This is a genomic window from Cohnella pontilimi (genome assembly GCF_005049045.1).
Taxonomy (GTDB): domain Bacteria; phylum Bacillota; class Bacilli; order Paenibacillales; family Paenibacillaceae; genus Cohnella; species Cohnella pontilimi.
The window spans coordinates 106,808-124,333 of the sequence record NZ_SUPK01000004.1 but is presented as its reverse complement, the minus strand read 5'-3'; the positions used below and the strand labels follow the sequence as shown (position 1 = coordinate 124,333).

At 50.9% G+C, this 17,526-nt stretch carries 13 protein-coding genes; 6 read left to right on the top strand and 7 right to left on the bottom strand.

The annotated features are described in order from the left end of the window. Window positions 1-50 precede the first annotated feature (50 nt). The 5 genes from E5161_RS09425 to infC are packed head-to-tail and all read left to right on the top strand — an operon-like array spanning window position 51 to window position 7,453. Complete coding sequence (locus E5161_RS09425; RefSeq protein WP_136777476.1) at window positions 51-2,891, top strand: dynamin family protein; 2,841 nt, start codon at window positions 51-53, stop codon at window positions 2,889-2,891. After that, a complete protein-coding gene (locus E5161_RS09420) occupies window positions 2,872-4,806 on the top strand; it encodes a dynamin family protein (protein ID WP_136777475.1) in 1,935 nt (644 codons plus the stop codon). Before E5161_RS09425 ends, E5161_RS09420 begins: the two co-directional genes overlap by 20 nt. A gap of 6 nt (window positions 4,807-4,812) precedes the next feature. Next, window positions 4,813-6,597 (top strand): dynamin family protein, encoded by a 1,785-nt coding sequence (locus tag E5161_RS09415; protein WP_136777474.1) that lies wholly within the window; start codon window positions 4,813-4,815, stop codon window positions 6,595-6,597. Next, entirely contained in the window at window positions 6,594-6,953 is a 360-nt protein-coding gene (locus E5161_RS09410) for a hypothetical protein (RefSeq protein WP_136777473.1), read from the top strand. Before E5161_RS09415 ends, E5161_RS09410 begins: the two co-directional genes overlap by 4 nt. A gap of 26 nt (window positions 6,954-6,979) precedes the next feature. Continuing rightward, window positions 6,980-7,453, top strand: a complete 474-nt coding sequence (infC, locus tag E5161_RS09405) for a translation initiation factor IF-3 (RefSeq protein WP_136777472.1) — start codon at window positions 6,980-6,982, stop codon at window positions 7,451-7,453. Between the two features lie 79 nt (window positions 7,454-7,532). Here infC and E5161_RS09400 read toward each other — a convergent pair whose 3' ends face one another. After that, window positions 7,533-10,331: a sugar-binding protein gene (locus E5161_RS09400; protein WP_136777471.1), complete on the bottom strand. Its 2,799-nt coding sequence runs from the start codon at window positions 10,329-10,331 to the stop codon at window positions 7,533-7,535. 151 nt (window positions 10,332-10,482) lie between these two features. On the opposite strand from E5161_RS09400, the gene E5161_RS09395 reads away from it, so the two are divergent. Further along, the gene (locus tag E5161_RS09395; protein ID WP_169306653.1) at window positions 10,483-11,379 is read left to right on the top strand and encodes an AraC family transcriptional regulator; all 897 of its coding nucleotides are present in this window, start codon (window positions 10,483-10,485) and stop codon (window positions 11,377-11,379) included. 8 nt (window positions 11,380-11,387) lie between these two features. On the opposite strand, the gene E5161_RS09390 is transcribed toward E5161_RS09395, so the two are convergent. From E5161_RS09390 to E5161_RS09365, 6 genes are all read right to left on the bottom strand, one after another. Then, the gene (locus tag E5161_RS09390) at window positions 11,388-12,074 is read right to left on the bottom strand and encodes a response regulator transcription factor (protein ID WP_136777469.1); all 687 of its coding nucleotides are present in this window, start codon (window positions 12,072-12,074) and stop codon (window positions 11,388-11,390) included. Then, complete coding sequence (locus E5161_RS09385; RefSeq protein ID WP_136777468.1) at window positions 12,071-13,555, bottom strand: sensor histidine kinase; 1,485 nt, start codon at window positions 13,553-13,555, stop codon at window positions 12,071-12,073. Before E5161_RS09385 ends, E5161_RS09390 begins: the two co-directional genes overlap by 4 nt. Window positions 13,556-13,566: 11 nt before the next feature. After that, window positions 13,567-14,319, bottom strand: coding sequence for an ABC transporter permease (locus E5161_RS09380; RefSeq protein ID WP_136777467.1), 753 nt, complete (start codon window positions 14,317-14,319; stop codon window positions 13,567-13,569). Continuing rightward, window positions 14,291-15,058, bottom strand: a complete 768-nt coding sequence (locus E5161_RS09375; protein WP_136777466.1) for an ABC transporter ATP-binding protein — start codon at window positions 15,056-15,058, stop codon at window positions 14,291-14,293. The genes E5161_RS09380 and E5161_RS09375 overlap by 29 nt, the downstream gene beginning before the upstream one ends. Window positions 15,059-15,115: 57 nt before the next feature. Beyond that, window positions 15,116-16,036: a hypothetical protein gene (locus E5161_RS09370; RefSeq protein WP_136777465.1), complete on the bottom strand. Its 921-nt coding sequence runs from the start codon at window positions 16,034-16,036 to the stop codon at window positions 15,116-15,118. Window positions 16,037-16,199: 163 nt separating this feature from the next. Beyond that, window positions 16,200-17,426: an MFS transporter gene (locus E5161_RS09365; RefSeq protein WP_136777464.1), complete on the bottom strand. Its 1,227-nt coding sequence runs from the start codon at window positions 17,424-17,426 to the stop codon at window positions 16,200-16,202. Window positions 17,427-17,526: the final 100 nt, after the last annotated feature.

The window sequence follows — 17,526 nt, the reverse complement described above, 5'->3', positions numbered from 1 at the left end:
GAAATCTTAACTCACTAAGATCATGAAACGACTTGTGAGGGAACGCTTGGATGAATTGGAGATCCGACTTATCTGCAGCACTAACAAAGTTCTCGGAAACCCTGGATCATATTCCCGAATTGCGGGATAAGCTTCGCAAAGAAATAGCCGGTCTTCAAACCGAGCTCGAAGAAGAGACAACGCTGATCGTCGCGGGCGAGTTCAAAGCCGGAAAATCGACGTTTGTAAATGCGTTGCTCGGCCGGTCCGAACTCACGGTTGATGTTCTGCCGACAACGGCTGTGATGACGAAATTAACTTATGGAAGCGAGAAAAAAGTACTCGGACATTTCCAGAATGGTACCATCAAGGAGTACAGCGCCGAATGGCTGCCGCAATTGACCGCCGAAGTGGGTGGTGAAATGGCAAAACTGCGCAAAGAACTGGCATACGTAGAGCTTCAGTTGCCGATAGAGAGGCTTAAAACCTTACATATCATAGATTCGCCGGGTCTTAATTCCAGTCACGATGAGCACACGGAAGCGACTCGATCTATGCTGGACCGGGCGGATATTTTGATTTGGGTATTTAGTTATCAGTTCACCGGTTCGTTTACCGAACTTGAACAAATTGATGACATTCTTCGGCGTCAAATTCCAATTATCGGCCTCGTGAACGGGATCGACAGCCACGATGAAGAAGAGGAAGCACTTGAAGATTTTCTGGCTGGACAACAGCGGAGGCTTCAAGGGAAAATCGACCGGTTGATCGGCGTTTCCGCGAGAGAAGCACTAAAGGCCATGGAGGAGGGCAATCAGCAACGGCTGCTATATAGCGGCTGGCCGCAAGTCGATAAGCTGATTAACTCTATCAAACAAGATTCTTCCTTGATGCCTGCCCGTGTTTTTCGCCGGGTAGAAATACTGCTTAAGCAAATAGAGGAATATTTCACGCAAGAGAAAAGTGAAAGTTGTGTTTCCCGATTCCAACCGTTGATCGACTCGTTTATCAGCACTGACTTTCCCGAGATGCAGCGTTTTGTAAACAAAGGTCGAAAAGAGTATGAGGAAGCATATTCCAGAGTCTCGCAATGGCTAAACATATACAAAGCCAAGTTGAGATCGCCTGAAGAAATTCAGAAAGTGACCATGCAATTAGGCGGAAAAGCCGAAGAACTCAGCCATTATATTAAAGATAAGTTTTCTTCCTTTAAGCACTCGTTTGACTCATACACCAGCCAAGTGGAGCCTTTACGGAAACAAAGCGATGAATTGATTCAACAATGGCCGGAAATCAGCTGGGGAGGTCTACGTCGTTTTCGCAAAATCAAAAGGTTTGCTACGGAAATGGCGGCTTGCCAAATAATGAGATCCGAGTTGGAGGTTATACACACAGGATTAAATAAAACGAGAGGACAAATTTTATCTGATATTCAATCCCTTGATACTCTCATCAAGAAAAATATTCAGACGGCGATCGATCCGGATTACACAACGATGGACTCGTTGAGCAAGGAATGGAAAGCCAAGCTTGAGCGCTTAAACATCAAATATAAAGAGATAGATGCCAAAGCACTTGACCGGCTAGATCGCCTATATTCGATTCACTCTGCATTCATTAAAGCGTTTCAACCGGCGTTTATTTCTCCGGACAAAGTCGTCACAGCCGTAGATTCTTATCAGCGCAGCAAACACCATTACGAGAACATCAAAGTCTCTTTGCCGGAATTAAGCATTGAACAAGCGCGCAAAGATTTCAATGAGTTTTTTCGGCTTCCGTCCGTTTGGTCGGAAAAAATAAGAGCAGGCATAAAAGGCAATATCTCGGCGGACTTCGTGACTTCGATGTTAATTCCACATTTACCGCAGAAAGTAGACTACGATGCCGAGGGCTTGCTCCGCGGCATCAAGAAGAATGTTGTAGAATCAGCTTCTTTAGTCTCTCTGATTTTATTTATAATCTTGGCCTACTATTTATCGAACAACTCTTCCTCCAAGGAAGAAAATAATGCTGATGGAATCGCTTTAGAACAAAACACACCGAGTTCGTTGGACCCGCCGAGTTTTACCCCTGCAGCGACACAGCCTGTGGAATCCCCGGAGATCATTCCCGCGGCAGCCTATGATCCGGAAGAGATCGCCAACTTTCTCGATGACATGTATTCCCGGGTTCCGTCTGAATCGCGAACAGGCAATTTTGACCCAAAGGTTTATTTTACGGATGAAGCTTGGCAGGTATATGAGCCTTATGTTAAGCAGTTTTACAGTAATGTTAGGACGCAAGAGATCAATCGGGGCATCTATGCTTTGAGAACCGGAGAGATGGTTGCGATGCGAGATGAGGTGTATGAGACCGACAATGAAAGGCTTACCTATCAAGTCACATTTGAGGTCACGACACGCCAAGATCAAACACTGGTCGTTTCCAATGTTTCGATTAATCAACACGCCAAAGAACCGATTGGTATTGTCGCAGATGTGGGTGCCATGGAACAGTTCCTCCAAGATTACCGGGCAAATTACTTCGATACGTTAAATGAAGACGACTTCCGACTCGTCAGTTCTTATTTGACACCGGACGGTGAAGCCTATTCGGAATTGCTCAAGTATACCGCATCCATTTCGGGACGGGGTTACAAATTCGAACATGTCGATTTCAAAATCAATAACATCAAGCAATCCGGACCGAATGTGTACGTTGCTAGCACTTCAGAGGGTTTTATTACCTATGATTATGCGGTGAACAAACAAGCGGAATATCATCGAAAAAAACAATATTTCATTCGGGCGCTTGATAAGGATAAGTTCTCCATAGACCGAATTGTGATTTTGGATACCCAAAAACAGACTCAGGAAATTACTCCGCAGACGGTAGAGGAAGGAAACGTATTCGATGACGTTTACTCTGAATGAGTACGAAAAAAACCGGCAGGAAGTGCTGAATCAGTTAAGTCAGCTCGTGTTGCTTCTGGAAGAGATGGGACTCCTTGAACAAGCGGATAAGATAGGAGAATTAAAAGATGATTTGCTCAATGAATATTTTCAGATTGCTGTCGTAGGAGAGTTTAACCGTGGAAAATCCACATTCATCAACGCGTTGCTGGGTTCCCGGCTGCTGCCTTCGGCCAACAAGCCGACTACGGCTATACTAAACCAGATCACCTTCGCCAAAGAGCCGGAGATTGAGCTCCATTACCACAACATGGCTCGCAAGCCGGAACAAATTTCAGAACAGCAATTTCATGACTTGGTTGCTCCCATCGAACCGATTCGCGGCGACCGGGAAAGCGAAAGGCAATACGAAGCTCATGCCAACAAACTGGCCGAGATCAGCTTTGCCAGAATTGGATATCCATTAGAATTCCTGAAGGAAGGCGTACTTATTATCGATACGCCGGGAACTAACGACCTTGATGCTGCACGGGAACAAATCACGAATAACATCATTCCTAAATCGGATGCTGCGATTCTTGTTCTGGCGGCCACAAAAATCCTCTCCGATTCTGAAATGAGCCTCTTAAGGGATCGCCTTTTATCCAATGATATTCAAAAAATTTTCCTCGTCGTCAATTTTAAAGACAGGCTGCTTACGGAGATGGAGCAAAAAAAGGTATTGGAATATGCGGCGGACAAGCTGAAGAACATCATTTCTTCTCCCCGCTTGTTCCTGGTATCTACGAAATTTGCGCTAAATGCAAGAAGGCTCCTAAACGGAGAACAACTAACCGGTAAGAATGCTTTGGATGTTTGGGATATAGAGGATACTGGTTTGCCGGAGTTCGAGCGTGCATTAGCTGAGTTTCTCCAATTCGAGCGTGGGGCCGTAAAGCTCCAAAGGCCGATCGACCGTGCACTAAAACAGATACGCAAAACGTTGGAGGAAACCGTTTCATTCGAGAAAACGGCGCTGACTGTCTCTATACAAGATGTGATGCAAAAAGTGGAGGCCTTTAAACCTAGCGTACAAGAAGCGAAAGTTAAAACCCGTGACGCACTGAATGCCATGCAGATGGAATTAAGGAAGTCGGAGGAGGATATTACCCGCTGGCACGATTCAGCTTTGCGTAATATCGCTGATCAAGCGCTGGCCGCCTTCGACCGTCATCGTTCCATGTCGGTAGAGGATATCCGCCGAAAGGTCGAAGACACCGTGGCGCCGTTGGAACGGGATTTGTTCAATGAGCGCAAGAAAAAGACCGGCGAAGCCTTCAAGGCAGCGCTGGGAAAAGTCTCAAAAATCCTGGATGAGGAGCGGCTGAAATTACAAGAGGGCATGAGCCGTATTATAGGGAATGAATGGAAGGAATACGCTTCATCGGAATTTGCCATTGTCCTTGACCAAGCGGCAGCTGCTTCAGCAAAAGTGGATTTCTTTGACGAAGTTTTAACTGATCTATATGGCGCCTGGGATAATCATCGAGGCGTTATCGGTAAGATCCTCATTGGTACCGGGGTCGTTCTCACTCATATGGTCAAAGGGTTATTCTCCTGGCTGTTCGGCGGGGTAGATCCGAAGCAAAAGATGCGTGACCAACTGACTCAGCAATATCAATCCATGCGGCAGGAGAAGAAATCGCAACTTCAAAATGAATGGAAGGGTATGGAGCAGTTCGCGCGGCAGGAAGTCAACCGTATTGTGCAAGATAGCACCAACGAGCTCGAAAGGCAGCTTCAAACCCTGCAAGCCAACGCGGGATTGGAAGAAACGGAAACCGATCGGAAAATGGACATCATCAATCGCCGGGAAAAGCGGCTTCAAAATATAGAACGTTCGCTAAGCGATTTGCTCAAAACAATTGTGGACAAACAAATGAAAGTAAGGGTGTAGTGAACGATGATACCTGCCCGTGATTCGACCCTGGTGGAATGGGTCGGCGAATTCAGAAACTCCACGGAAAAATTGCTGCCGGATAGCAGCGCACTTGCCAAGATGCGAGAATTGTTTGAGGACATGGAGCAGGATTATTACACCATTGTCGTGGCTGGAGAATTCAAGCACGGTAAATCCACTTTTGTGAATGCTCTGTTGGGCGAGCAGATTATGCCGTCTGACGTGACGCCGACGACGGCTACGTTAAATGCCGTTTTTTACGGATCTCAGCCTCAGGTGCATGTGTTAAAAACCGACGGCGGGACTGAAATTCATGAATTGACATCCGGCATACTTGAACGGTACACGGCGAACGCGGATTTCAATCCGGATGAAATCCATCATCTGAAAATTTTTTATCCGTCTTCGTTGCTGGAGAATCGTATCGTCTTGGTCGATACGCCTGGGGTGAACGATTTAAACCAGCATCGTGCCGCCATTACACACCGTTTTATCCCGAGGGCCGATATTATCATTCTTATGCTTAGCATGACCGCTCCTCTGAATGGAACGGAACAATCCTTTATACAGCAATACCTGCTGAGGCATGGGACGGACCATATTTTATTCGCGGCCAATTTCTCCGACCGGATTGATGAGGAAGAGGAAGAAGAGACGATGGAACTGCTTCGCCGACGGTTGGAGCGTATCACCGGAAATCCGAATCCGTTATTGTTCAAGTTATCGGCCCGGGATGCACTAGCAGGGAGACTTCAATCAAAAGAAGAACTCATTCTTACTTCCGGAATACAGGCTGTGGAAGAGGCTATTCGCAGCAAACTAATCGACGGAGAGAAAGCCAAAGCCAAAGTAGCCGGCCGTAAGTGGCGCTTCCAGTTGGCTCTGCAAGAGTTGATGCAGGAAATCGAAGCGGCGTTGGCTCTGTCCGAGGAAAGTATGGAAGGGCTCCAGGCACACCTAGACAACATCGGGATTTGGAAATCCCGACAAGCACAGTGGGAAGAGCAACTGATTGAATATATCCGGCAGCATGAGGACGAGATCGCATTTATGGCGTTAAAATCTTTCGACTTTTTCGGAGAGAAACTCCGGGCGGAGGCAGAACAAAGAGTTCAATTCTATCAAGGGTCAGATATAAAAGGGCTGACGGAATCCCAGCTTCCGATGCTTATCAGGCTTGAATTCTCACATTGGCTTGATCAGAATACCGATGCGATTCAACAATTGTTGCTGGAGCTCGAGAAGGCGGTGTCCGCCGGTTTGATGCAATCTTTTCGGGAGTCCGTTCAAATCCGCGGTTATCGAGAGGTCAGAATCAATGTGGACTTAACGGACACTTTGAATGTAAATGGTGGTGGAAATCCCCATGTAAAAGCCGGATTGCTCGTCGGTGGTGCAAGCTCGATCGCTCTTATGCTTGGCGGTACTTTTCTGATTCCGATTATCGGTATGGCTGGATTGCCGTTCTTGCAACACAAAATGGCCGAAAAGAAGTTGGAATCCATGAAACCTGATGTTATTCTAGCATTAAACAGTCACCTGGACACAGTTTATGACAAAACCAGGGTGGCGATTCGATCGTATATTGCTCAGGCTGTGTATGAAATCCACCGCCAATCAATTGAAGAGTTTAATAGACTGATTAGAGGCATGGAGAGCGCTGTTCAAAACGAGCTGTCTATGAAACGAAACGCAGCAGAGCGGGAGCATCATTTTCAAAAGGAATTGAAAGAATTGTTAGGCAAGGCATTTCAATCTATAGAGACATTAAAGGAGGATTACGTATGAGCGACGGTTCCATGAATGGGCATACGAATTTGCCCGCGCTATTTGATGTAGACCATTCTTCGACCATTCATCATTATGCCGGTGATCATTGGCCTTTAGACGGATTGCATAATCATCACACGACCGCATTTTCGAATCACGATATCTTTTCTTTCGATGATCCGCTGAAACATGCTTACAAATACCAGATTAAGCCGATTCAACTTGATACCACGCATTTCCACTTTACGAAACCTCACTATGTGAAACCAACGGTTACAATTCATGGTGACCTTAGAGAGGGCACTTATCGTGACGGAGACGGCAATCCGAATATCGACAATCCGTTCGGCGGTTTTTGGAAAGCCAATCCATAGAAATGGGAAATCAGTGAGGAACTAATATGATCCTAAACGAAAAAATCATAGCCTCCGAAGTCCAACTCACCGGCCTCAATGGCGAAGACATTGGCATCGTCTCGACCAAGGAAGCCTTGGCTATGGCCAAGAAGCTGAAGGTCGATCTAGTTTGCACCTCCCTTATGAGCAGCCCGCCTCCGGCGAGACTAATGAGCGCCGGCACAGCAAAGCAGGAGGCGCAACAGGCGAGGAAGCGTGAGCAGGCGCCGAAGTTGAAGGAGATCCGGCTGACTCCGCAGATTGAGGATCATGATTATGAGACGAAGAGGCAGCAGGCGGAACGGATATTGAAGGCTGGCGATGCGGTGATGCTCGTTGTGAAAGTTCAAGGCAAAGAAGGGGCACGGGCGAGGGAGCTGCTTCAGTCGCTGGTGAAGGAGCTTCAGTCGATGGGTAAGCCCAAAACCGGTATTCAGCTGAGCGGTAAACAAGCAGCGGTTCAGCTAGATCCGGTGTGAGCAATCAATATATGCTAATTTACTTATACATCCAACAAAAAAGCAGACGTCGGTATGTTCGACGTCTGCTTTTCTCTAATTATTCTAGCGGATATGCAAAACTTAATGTCTTACCATCAGCCGTCTCATACGAGATCAACAAGTAGCTTCCTACAAGTTGCTGACCAACACTCGGCTCATGATCTTCGTGGTAAGCTTCTTCTGCAGCAGGGAAGTTCAAACTCACCTGAACCACCTGTTTGCTTGCAAGGCTCACCGATTTCTTGTCCTGGATCTTGCCGCTTGACCAGACGAACAAGTTGGCGGTGCCTTTCTGCCCTGCTTTTAGCTTCACGCTCACTTTGCCGTCCTTCACAGTCGGCTTGCCTTCAATATTCAAGCTGTTCTTGTCGGCTGCTACACCACTGGCCAGCGGGACGCCATTCATGGCCGATTGCAGGATCGACTGTGGAGACAAAGTGCTGTGTGCGACATCGAGCGGGATGATTGGTGTTTTCGGTGTGGTTGGCAGGCTCGGATCCGGGGTGTAGCCGGTCAGATATCCGTGGCCCCAACGGTACGGGTCGCCTTGTACGCCGCCCCAAGTGGACCAGCCGAGGCGGGTTTGGCCGGTTTTGTCCGTCGTATCCGAGTCATAGATGAAGATGTTGAAGGCCATTTTCGCCGGATCGACAGCGGAGGGCAGTACCGAGAATGGAATCTTCGCCTCAATCGTATAGCCGTTATAGTTGGCAGGATCAATCTTGGACGCAATCTCCATGCCTGGAGCCGTCACATCAATCGGTCCTTGGTAGTTATCCGCGTCGCGATAAGCGGCGGGTTTGCCCTCAACCGTTGTTGGGAAAATGCCCACTTTAAACGTCGTTGAGGTGTTCTCGGAATCGCCGCGCGGATCGATCGTGATCTCGACCGAATCCGTCCGCCAGTGCCGTTTGGCGTCCGAGGCAGGCAGCACAGTGCCCAGCTTATCATCGACGACCTTCACATAGAAGTACAGCGCCTCATCGTCGAAGCTTACTCTCGCCGTTCCCGAAGCATCGGCGGCAGAAGTTGGAGTTTCGCCTTCCCAGACACGGCTCAGATCCAAGTCGTGGCTATGTCCATACTCGCCGTCATGCGCCTCACCATCCACAACCGGCGAAACCGCCGCGCCTATCTCCGTTACCGGAACCAGGTTGATAGCGGCATTTTGCACGACAGACTTGCCGCCTGTTGTCGTCGTGATCGAGAAATCATAGTCGCCGCCTTTGCCGCCTTGGTTGGACGTTTTCAAGGTGGTATCCGTATTTTTCACTGTAAACGTAACTGCTTTTACTTCACCGGGCTGCAAGCCATTCACAGCCATCGAAGATTGCTCGGCCGCGAAGCCGGTCGGCAGCTGCAGAGACACTTCGGAGTTCTGTACCGAGCTGCTGTTATTCTTCACATTAACGGTCACTGTCTTGGTTTCACCCACGCCGATCGAGAAGACGGGCTTGATCAAGTTCGCCAAATGCTGAACGTGATGGGTCTCCGTCCAGTCTTGGAACTGCTTCACATGAGGCAACGGCTGCAACGCAGAGGTGACCTCAGACACGCCTTCTACTATACTGCTCGACCAGCCTGTTTTGCCTCCGGCCGTCAGCTTCACATTCACGCGATAACGCTTGGCTGCGAAGGAATCCGAGGTACCGACGTCGAAGGTTACTTTCGTGGATTGACCCTTCGCGAGCTTCACCGGAACGCTCACCTCGCTCTTCGCCACTAACCCGTCCGGCAGCTCCAATGTCGCCACGCCATCCGTCATCGCAGGGCCGCCGTTGTTTACAATTTCAGCTGTAATCTTGAATGTCTCGCCTGGTGTGATGTTGTAATCCGAAGTTGTGACATGCAACTCCGTGCCAAGCGGCATCCCTTGAGTTCCAGTCAGCAATGCGCCTTCCAGCAGCGCGGTGGACGAGGTGTTGTCCTTCGTGATCGGCACCCGGCTGTCGAACTCCGTGAACCGGTCGCAGCCCAGTTGGTTCGGATCCGTCGGTACGTCCCCGAAAACCGCCCATCCTTGAGACACATACAGCTTTTGCGCGTTGCGTTCGATTTGGGCCCATGTTTTGCCCGACTTCGCCGAGGTCCTGCCGCCCCAGACGCCGTACACTTTATCCGTGGGCTCCGTCGGCGTGAACACCGCTTCGCAAGCCTGCCCGACGTTCGAGCCTGTTCCGGCGGCTCCGCGATATACGATTTTTTTCACTTTCCATGGCTTTAAGCCTTCTTTCTTGATCTGGTCCGGGAACACGTTCGGATCTGCTGCCGCGTAGAACGCCTCGACCGCCATCCGCGCCGCATATTGATGATGACCGTGATTGCCCGGCGTGGGAGAGGGGTTCATCGTAAAAATAATCTCCGGCTGCGTCATGCGCACCGTGCGAACCACTTTCTCCAGCGTCGATTCATGTCCCCAAACTTGCTCTGTTAAGGGAGCGCTTACATTATAGTAAAAGTCGACTTTATCCAAATTGAAAACCTGCCCGATGCCTGCCAGCGACACCGCGGCGCGTTCTTCGCCTTCCCGCAAAATGCCTAGATCCGCACCCTCTTCCGGACCGGCGGCATTGCCCCCGCCTTCTCCGCGGGTAATGGTAAGCACGCCCATTTTGTAGCCGTATTGTTCAATCCACTGCCCGTAAGTGGACAGTCCGCCGGCTTCATCGTCCGGGTGCGCGCCGATGAACAGCATGTCCAGCTTCGCGGCATTTTTGTGGGAATCGGCATTCTCTTGTGCGAATGCGGTGAGCGGGAGAAGACTGCATAGTAACGCGAGCACAACTACGGCAGCAAGCTTTGAAAATGGTTTCTTCAATTTCCATTCCCCTCTCAAATTGGTTTCGTCGATCTTCATGGCTCCTTCCTGCCAAATTCGGCGTTCCTCTTCATTATCGAACAGAACCCGGGGCGAATACTTTCGATATTTTGACTATAAATTCAGAAAGATTAACTTCGCGAAAATGGGACAAAGAATAGGTAGCGGCACAATCGATTGGAAGGCGGGGATGGGGTTGTACAATCTGCCGGAATCGCTGCACACATTCAGAAGCTTCGATGATTTCGAAATTTTCATCAACCGGAGCGAACCTGGCTGGCATATGCCGCTGGAGTGGCATGAGCCGGTGGAGATTTTCTACGTGCTATCTGGGCGGGGAAAATGTTATATCGGGGAAAAGGAGTATCGGTTCAAGCCGGGGCACTTGTTCGTGATCGGCAGCCATGAGCTGCATCGGAGTGAACTCATCGACGATGAACCGTTTGAGGCGCTGGTGTTGTTGTTCCATCCGAGGCTGGCTCAAAGCTGGCAGCTGGAGGACGAATTTGACCCGCTGTCCATTTTTTACGAGCGGCCGGAGGAGTTCTCGCATCAATTGAAACCTGGGCTCGCGCTGAGCGCGAAGCTCAAAACAGGCTTCGACCTCTTGTTGGAGGAGTATGGGAGGAAGGAGGGCTTTTCACTGAGAGTGGTCGGATCCCTGCTGCAGTGGCTGCTCGTCGAACTGAACCGCGCTTACGCCAATAACAAGCGATATAGCGGACTTGAATCGTGGAAAGGGATCCGTTTTAAAGAGGTTACGCATCAAGCGATGGAATACATAAACGCACATTACCACGAAAACATTCATCTGAAGTCCATTGCCGAACAGCTTCGGGTGAATCCGTCTTACTTAAGCAGGGAGTTCAAGAAAAACACCGGCTACACCGTGGTGGAGTTCATTTCCTACAAGCGCATCTCGCACGCCAAAGAACTGCTGCTGCACACGGATTCGCAGGTGACGGAAATCGCTTTTCAGGTCGGGTACAACAACGTGACGCACTTTCACTGGACGTTCAAGAAGTTCATCGGCGTAAGCCCGAACAAGTATCGGAAGCTTCCGAAGCACTATTATATTTTGAAATAAACGTCGACCTACACCTTAAACCTATAACCCGCTCCCCAGATCGTATCGATATACTGCGAATTCGAAGGATCGAGCTCGATCTTCTCCCTAATCTTCCGGATATGCACCGTGACGGTGGCGATATCGCCAAGGGAGTCCATGCCCCAGATTTGCTCGAACAGCTGGTCTTTGCTGAACACGCGGTTGGGGTTCGAAGCCAGGAACGTGAGCAGGTCGAATTCCTTCGTGGTGAAAGGGACTTCTTTGTCATTCACGAATACGCGACGGGAGGCTTTGTCGATGAGGAGACCGCGAATGCGGATCTCTTCTTTTTTCTGGCCGCCTCCGGACAAGCGCTCGAACCGGGCGAGGTGGGCGTTCACGCGGGCGACCAGCTCGCTCGGGCTGAACGGCTTAATGATATAGTCGTCCGCGCCGAGGCCGAGACCGCGGATTTTTTCGATGTCTTCTTTCTTCGCGGAGACCATGAGAATCGGAATGTCCAGTTTGGTGCGAAGCGTGCGGCAAATTTCGAAGCCATCGATCCCCGGCAGCATCAAATCGAGAATGATCAAATCATAATTGCCTTCAAGCGCCCGCTTCAGCCCTTTGTCTCCGGTGGATTCGATATCCACTTCATAATTGTGGAGCAACAGATAATCGCGTTCCAGTTCCGCAATGTTGATGTCGTCCTCGATAATCAAAATGCGCTTCATACCTGAATCCCCCCGTCATTCCGCTTCTTGAGCGAAATCATCATGACCGTACCGACGCCCAGCTCGCTCGCCGCGTTGATGGTGCCGCCATGCTCTTCCACGATATGCTTGGCGATGGCCAGCCCGAGCCCGCTGCCTCCGGCATTCGCGTTCCGTGAGGGATCCGCCCGGTAGAACCGGTCGAAAATATGCGGCAGCGCCTCCGGAGAAATTCCCCGTCCGTTATCTTTGATGACGACCCGGTACACATCCTTTTCCTCGTTCAGAGAGATCCAGATGCGGCCGTCTTCTTTATCCATGTACTTCATGGCATTTTCGATGATATTCGTGAACACACGCTTCAACTTATCCCGGTCCCCGATGATCATCGCAGGCTGCGCGCTAACAGGAGATTCATAGACCAACTGCACGCCGCGTTTCTCCGCATCCATCTGAAGCTCCTCGGTGCAATCCTGCAGGAAGGAAGACAGTTCCACTTCTTCAAAATGAAACGGTAGCCCCTTCAGGTCCAGCTTCGAGAACAGGAACAGCTCGTCGATCATGTGATCCAGTTGGACGGTCCGGTTATGAATCGTCTTCACATACCGGTCCAGCTTCTCCGGCGTGTCCGTCACCCCGTCCATGATGCCTTCTACGTACCCTTTGATCGCGGTCATCGGCGTTTTCAAGTCGTGTGAAATATTCGAGATCAAATTTTTGCGGTTATCCTCGTATTGCAGCTGCAGATCGATCGATTCTTTCAGCTTGAGCCGCATTTCTTCGAACGCCCAGGCCAGCTCGCCGATCTCGTCCCGCGATTCGGGCCTCACTTGATAATTCAAATTGCCTTCCTTGATTTCTCCCGCCGCGCGCTTCAAGGCACGGAGTGGCCGGATGATGCTTCGGGATACGAAATAGGTCAGGATACCGTTCACGACGACAAGAATGACGAGCAAAGTAATCAAGAACGATTTCGAAAATTTCGCCATGAAAAAGTTCAGAAAATCGACGTTCATGAGGATGTAGTAGCTGCCCTTGGATCCGTCGGGGAACGTCACATCGTATTGTCGGTTCAGGAGCCAGTTATGATCGCTCGCTTCGGCCATTTTGTCGAAATGGTTGCTCCCACTTCCATAAGCAGGCAGTTGAGCCGGCACGTTCGTCCCATCAAAGGCAGGAGAAGCGAAAATCACTTGATCGTCAAGACGCACGATGAGTCCCATGTTGATCTTCTTCAGTCGGTCGCTGTACTCCTGCATCAAAGCCTTGTCCCGGAGCGAATCCGGGCTGTTGCTCATCCGAAGACGAATGTCCGCCGCAATGTCCGCCTCTTCGCCCAGCACGGCCGCGATCGGGTTCTTATGCTGGGTATCCAGCGTAAACACGGACCGAAGGTCCCCGAATACCGAGGCGGCGATGATGACGATCGAGATGCTGAGCAGCACGAGCGGCACCAGCAGCATGGCCAGGTAAGAGAGCAAGAGGCGAATCCGGATGGACATGGGGACAACTCCTAAACTTCTTTTTTGTCAAAAAGGTAATAACCGGACGTATAGAACACTATAGCGCAACCTGTGAGAAAGCTGAAGATGGTCATCAGCTTGCCGGCGGAAACCGCGCTTCCGATCCAAATCTCGTACCAGTCCGTATAGGCGGTCGGCGAGAACACGGTGTATTCCGGAAAAACGAAGGTGATCAGCTTGGCTGCGGCATAGACGAGGATACAGATGGCCAGCGCGCCGCTTGCGTTTTTGAAAAATTGCGCGATGAACACAGCAACCGTGCAAAGCGCGAACATCGGCAATGCCGCTACCGCATACGCAAGAGCCGAATTCGCGATACCGCCCGCCATGCCTTCGGAAGCCGGGAGGAAGAAGGAGGCGATCGTCGAGCTCAACCAACCGAGCATAAGACCGGCAGCGATCAGCCCGAACGCGGCGAGCACTTTCGCGGTGAAGATTTTGAAGCGGCCGACCGGGCGAAGCAGCACAGAGCGAATCGTGCGGTCGCCGAACTCTCCTGAGAACATATCGGATACAGACATGAAGATCATGAGAGGCAGCACGAACAACGTCAACATATTCAAAATGTTGATCGGATAGTGCGCACCGGCGACGGCCGTAATGCCGAGGCCATTTTGCAGTCTCAGGACGACCGGCAGCCCCAGGAAGGGGATTATCGCGATCAAGCCAAGGAAGAAGATCGTTTTTTTGCGGGCCGACATTTTGACCCATTCATTAATGGTACTGGATAGGAGCAGGCTCATGATTCGCCGCCTCTCTTTCTGCACGAATTTGCTGGACGAAATACGTTTCGAGGGATTGACCCGATTCTTGCAACAACTCGCCGATGTCGCCTTCCCGGATCAACCGGCCGTTATGAATAATGCCGATCCGATTGCAGATCATCTCCATCTCCGTGATCAAGTGGCTGGAGACGAAAAAAGTGATTTGCTCCTCCACAGCCAGCCGTCGGATCAACTCCCGAATCTCCACCATGCCCTCGATGTCGAGACCGTTGGTGGGTTCGTCTAAAATAAGCAGCTGCGGCTTGGACAGAATGGCGGAGGCGATGCCGAGTCTCTGCTTCATGCCGAGCGAGTAGTGGCCGACTTTCTCTTTCTTGTTGGCCGACAGGCCCACCAAATCGAGCACTTCGTCCACCCGAGTGTTCGGAAGGTGCGGATACAGTCGGGCGGCGAGCTCCAAGTTTTTGCGGCCGCTCATATATTCGAAGGCTTCGGCTTTCTCGATCAGTACGCCGACGTCTTTCATCGCTTCCTCGTAATGCTCGTTCACGTCGTACCCGAACACGCGGACACTTCCCCGATCCGCTTTCACCAAGCCGGTGACGATCTTCATCACCGTCGTTTTGCCGGCGCCGTTCGGGCCGAAGAAGCCGTACACGTCGCCCCTGCGAACCTGCAGCGTAATATTGTCGATACCGCGATTATTTTTGTAGGTTTTGGACAGCCCCTGGATGTCCAGCACCGTGTCCTTGTTCATGATTAGCCCTCCCCTAGGGAGAGAGCAGCCTTGCGGCTACTCTCTTGATCGATTGGATTAGTGTTTGAATTCCCGCTCTTGGATGGTGGTGACTTTCTTGCCTGCGAGGTCGATGCTGTCCGGTGTCGTGGCATTCAGATTCGACGTCGCGATGTCCGCGGTGATGACGACTTTGTGCGCTTGGCCGGAAGCGTCTTTACCGGAAATCGTAAAATCGATTTGCTGGCCGGTGATGTAGTTGTTGCTGTCGATCGTCGCGTGCAGCGCCACTTCGTCGATATTCACGTTTTGCGTCAGTTTCGGCAACGTCCCGGTGATTTGCTTCACGTTAACGCCGAGCATGTTGTGTCCGAATTGTTCTTGTTGATCCAACTCATCCTGCGCATGCTTGCCGCTCAGCGCTTCCTTCACGAGGATGGAACCGATGACGTTGGCTGCGGCGGGGATTTGCGAGCCGGTCAGCTTCGCGTCGATCGTTTGGCTGCCGCCTTCCGCATTGCTCACGTTCACGTAATTCTTCAGATTGCCGACCAGCGCGTCGACGACGTTTTCCATTTCTTTGCTGAGGGCTGGATCATTCTTGTGCTCATCAGCCTTCTCTTTCCAGTGCCTCCGTTCGGACTCTGTCGTCACGTAGTAAGTATCGCTGTTGCCCGCTTTGAAAACTTGCTTGTCTTTCAAATCGTAGAAATCGAACGTTTGCGAGGTTGAGCCGGCTTGGATCGCCGCTTGGCCGCTGACGCTTCCGATCGTTTCGTTCTCTTTCACCGTCGTCTTCACGTTCAGCAACTCGCTGCCGTTATCCCGGATCGTCAGGGCGACATTTTGCGTCGAGCTCGTGGCCGCAGCCGTGTTTTTTAGAGCGGATTTGTAAGCTTCGTAGCCTTTAGCCCCTCCGATATCCGCGAACGCGGACGTTACCACAAGCGCGCTGCCGATTGCCAGCCCCGCTCCCAACATCAATACTTTCTTCTTCATACCAACTACCTCCTAAAATTTGTTGCGGTCGCATTTTCTGCTGCCCACAATTCGATCATAAACCCCCTTTCTAAACTCCCAAGAAACTGAGATTAACAGGAAATAATCAATTTATTAATAAAAAATAAACTGCCGGCTTTCGCCGGCAGTATTTGCGACGGAATCAATGATGCATCGAATGGGCGACTTTCACTTGCTTCGCCGCTTTGATCCGCAGCATGGGCAGCATGCCGACCGCGCCGATGAGGAACAAGCCGGAAGCCATGAGGTACAGAGTGCCAAGCGGAAGCTGCGCTTTCAGCAGGCCGACCACGCTCATGTTGATGACCATGCCGCCCATGAATAGCGGGTTCAGAATGCCGTTGACGCGGCCCACGAAAGATTCCTCCGCGTGATTCAGAATGAGCGTATTGCAGGCGATATGGATCAGCGGACCCATAAAGCCGGCGACGAATTGGACAGCCAGCGCCCACCCGACCATTGTGATGTTACCCAGGATTGCAACCGAGATGGCGCTGCAGACAAAGCCGGTCATCAGCATCACTTGCGGGGTCATTTTTTTCGCGAACCCCATGGCGGCCATCCCGCCGATCACCATGCCGACGCCGTTGACGACCGTAAACCATTGCAGCGACTCCGAGGTTAAACCCAGATTTTCCGTGACCAGGAAAATGCCGAGCGGGTTCACCAGCCCGAGCCCTAATCCCGCAGCCAAGAAGAAAAAGCCCATATAGACGAAGATTTTGTTGGACCATACATAATGGAAGCCCATTTTCATTTCCTGTCCGAGCTTCGATTCCGGCTTTTTCCCTTCAACCTTCTGATCAGCAGGCAGCAGCGTCAGAACCGCCGCGGACAGCAGGAAGCAAGTACCCATAATGGCAATCGCCGTGTCGATCCCGAACTTGAAGTAAACCAAAGTGCCCAGCATCGGACCGATTACCATGAACATCGCCATGACCGTCTGGTACATCGACATCCCCATTTGCATTTGGGCCTCCGGCACGTGAATCTTAAACAGCTTCATGCCGGCAGGCTGGGAGAACTGAGACAGGATGGACGAGACCAGCGTAGCGAAGAAGATCGCTTCCCATCCTCCGTAAATCAAGGCGAGCAATACGGCGAATACGGATGCCGCACTCAGCAGATCGCATACGACCATGGTGAGCTTCGGCCGCCAACGGTCGGCGAAGGCACCGCCGATGAAGGAGAACAGGAAGATCGGGGCGAATTCGGCCACCGAGATGAGGGAGATGGCAACAGGATCCTTATCCGTCTGTTCCGTGACGAACAGCAGGATGGCGAAATTCCGAACCCAGATGCCGGTCTGCAGGAACAAGCCGGATAACATAATGGACTGGATGAAGCGGTTGGCAAAAATGGCACGCATAAAGGAGACAACACCTTTCTTCTCATTGGAATGTTATGGGCTAATCATACTGAAAGGCTAGGAGCTCCAACGCGCAAAGATTTGATGCTTTAACGCAAAG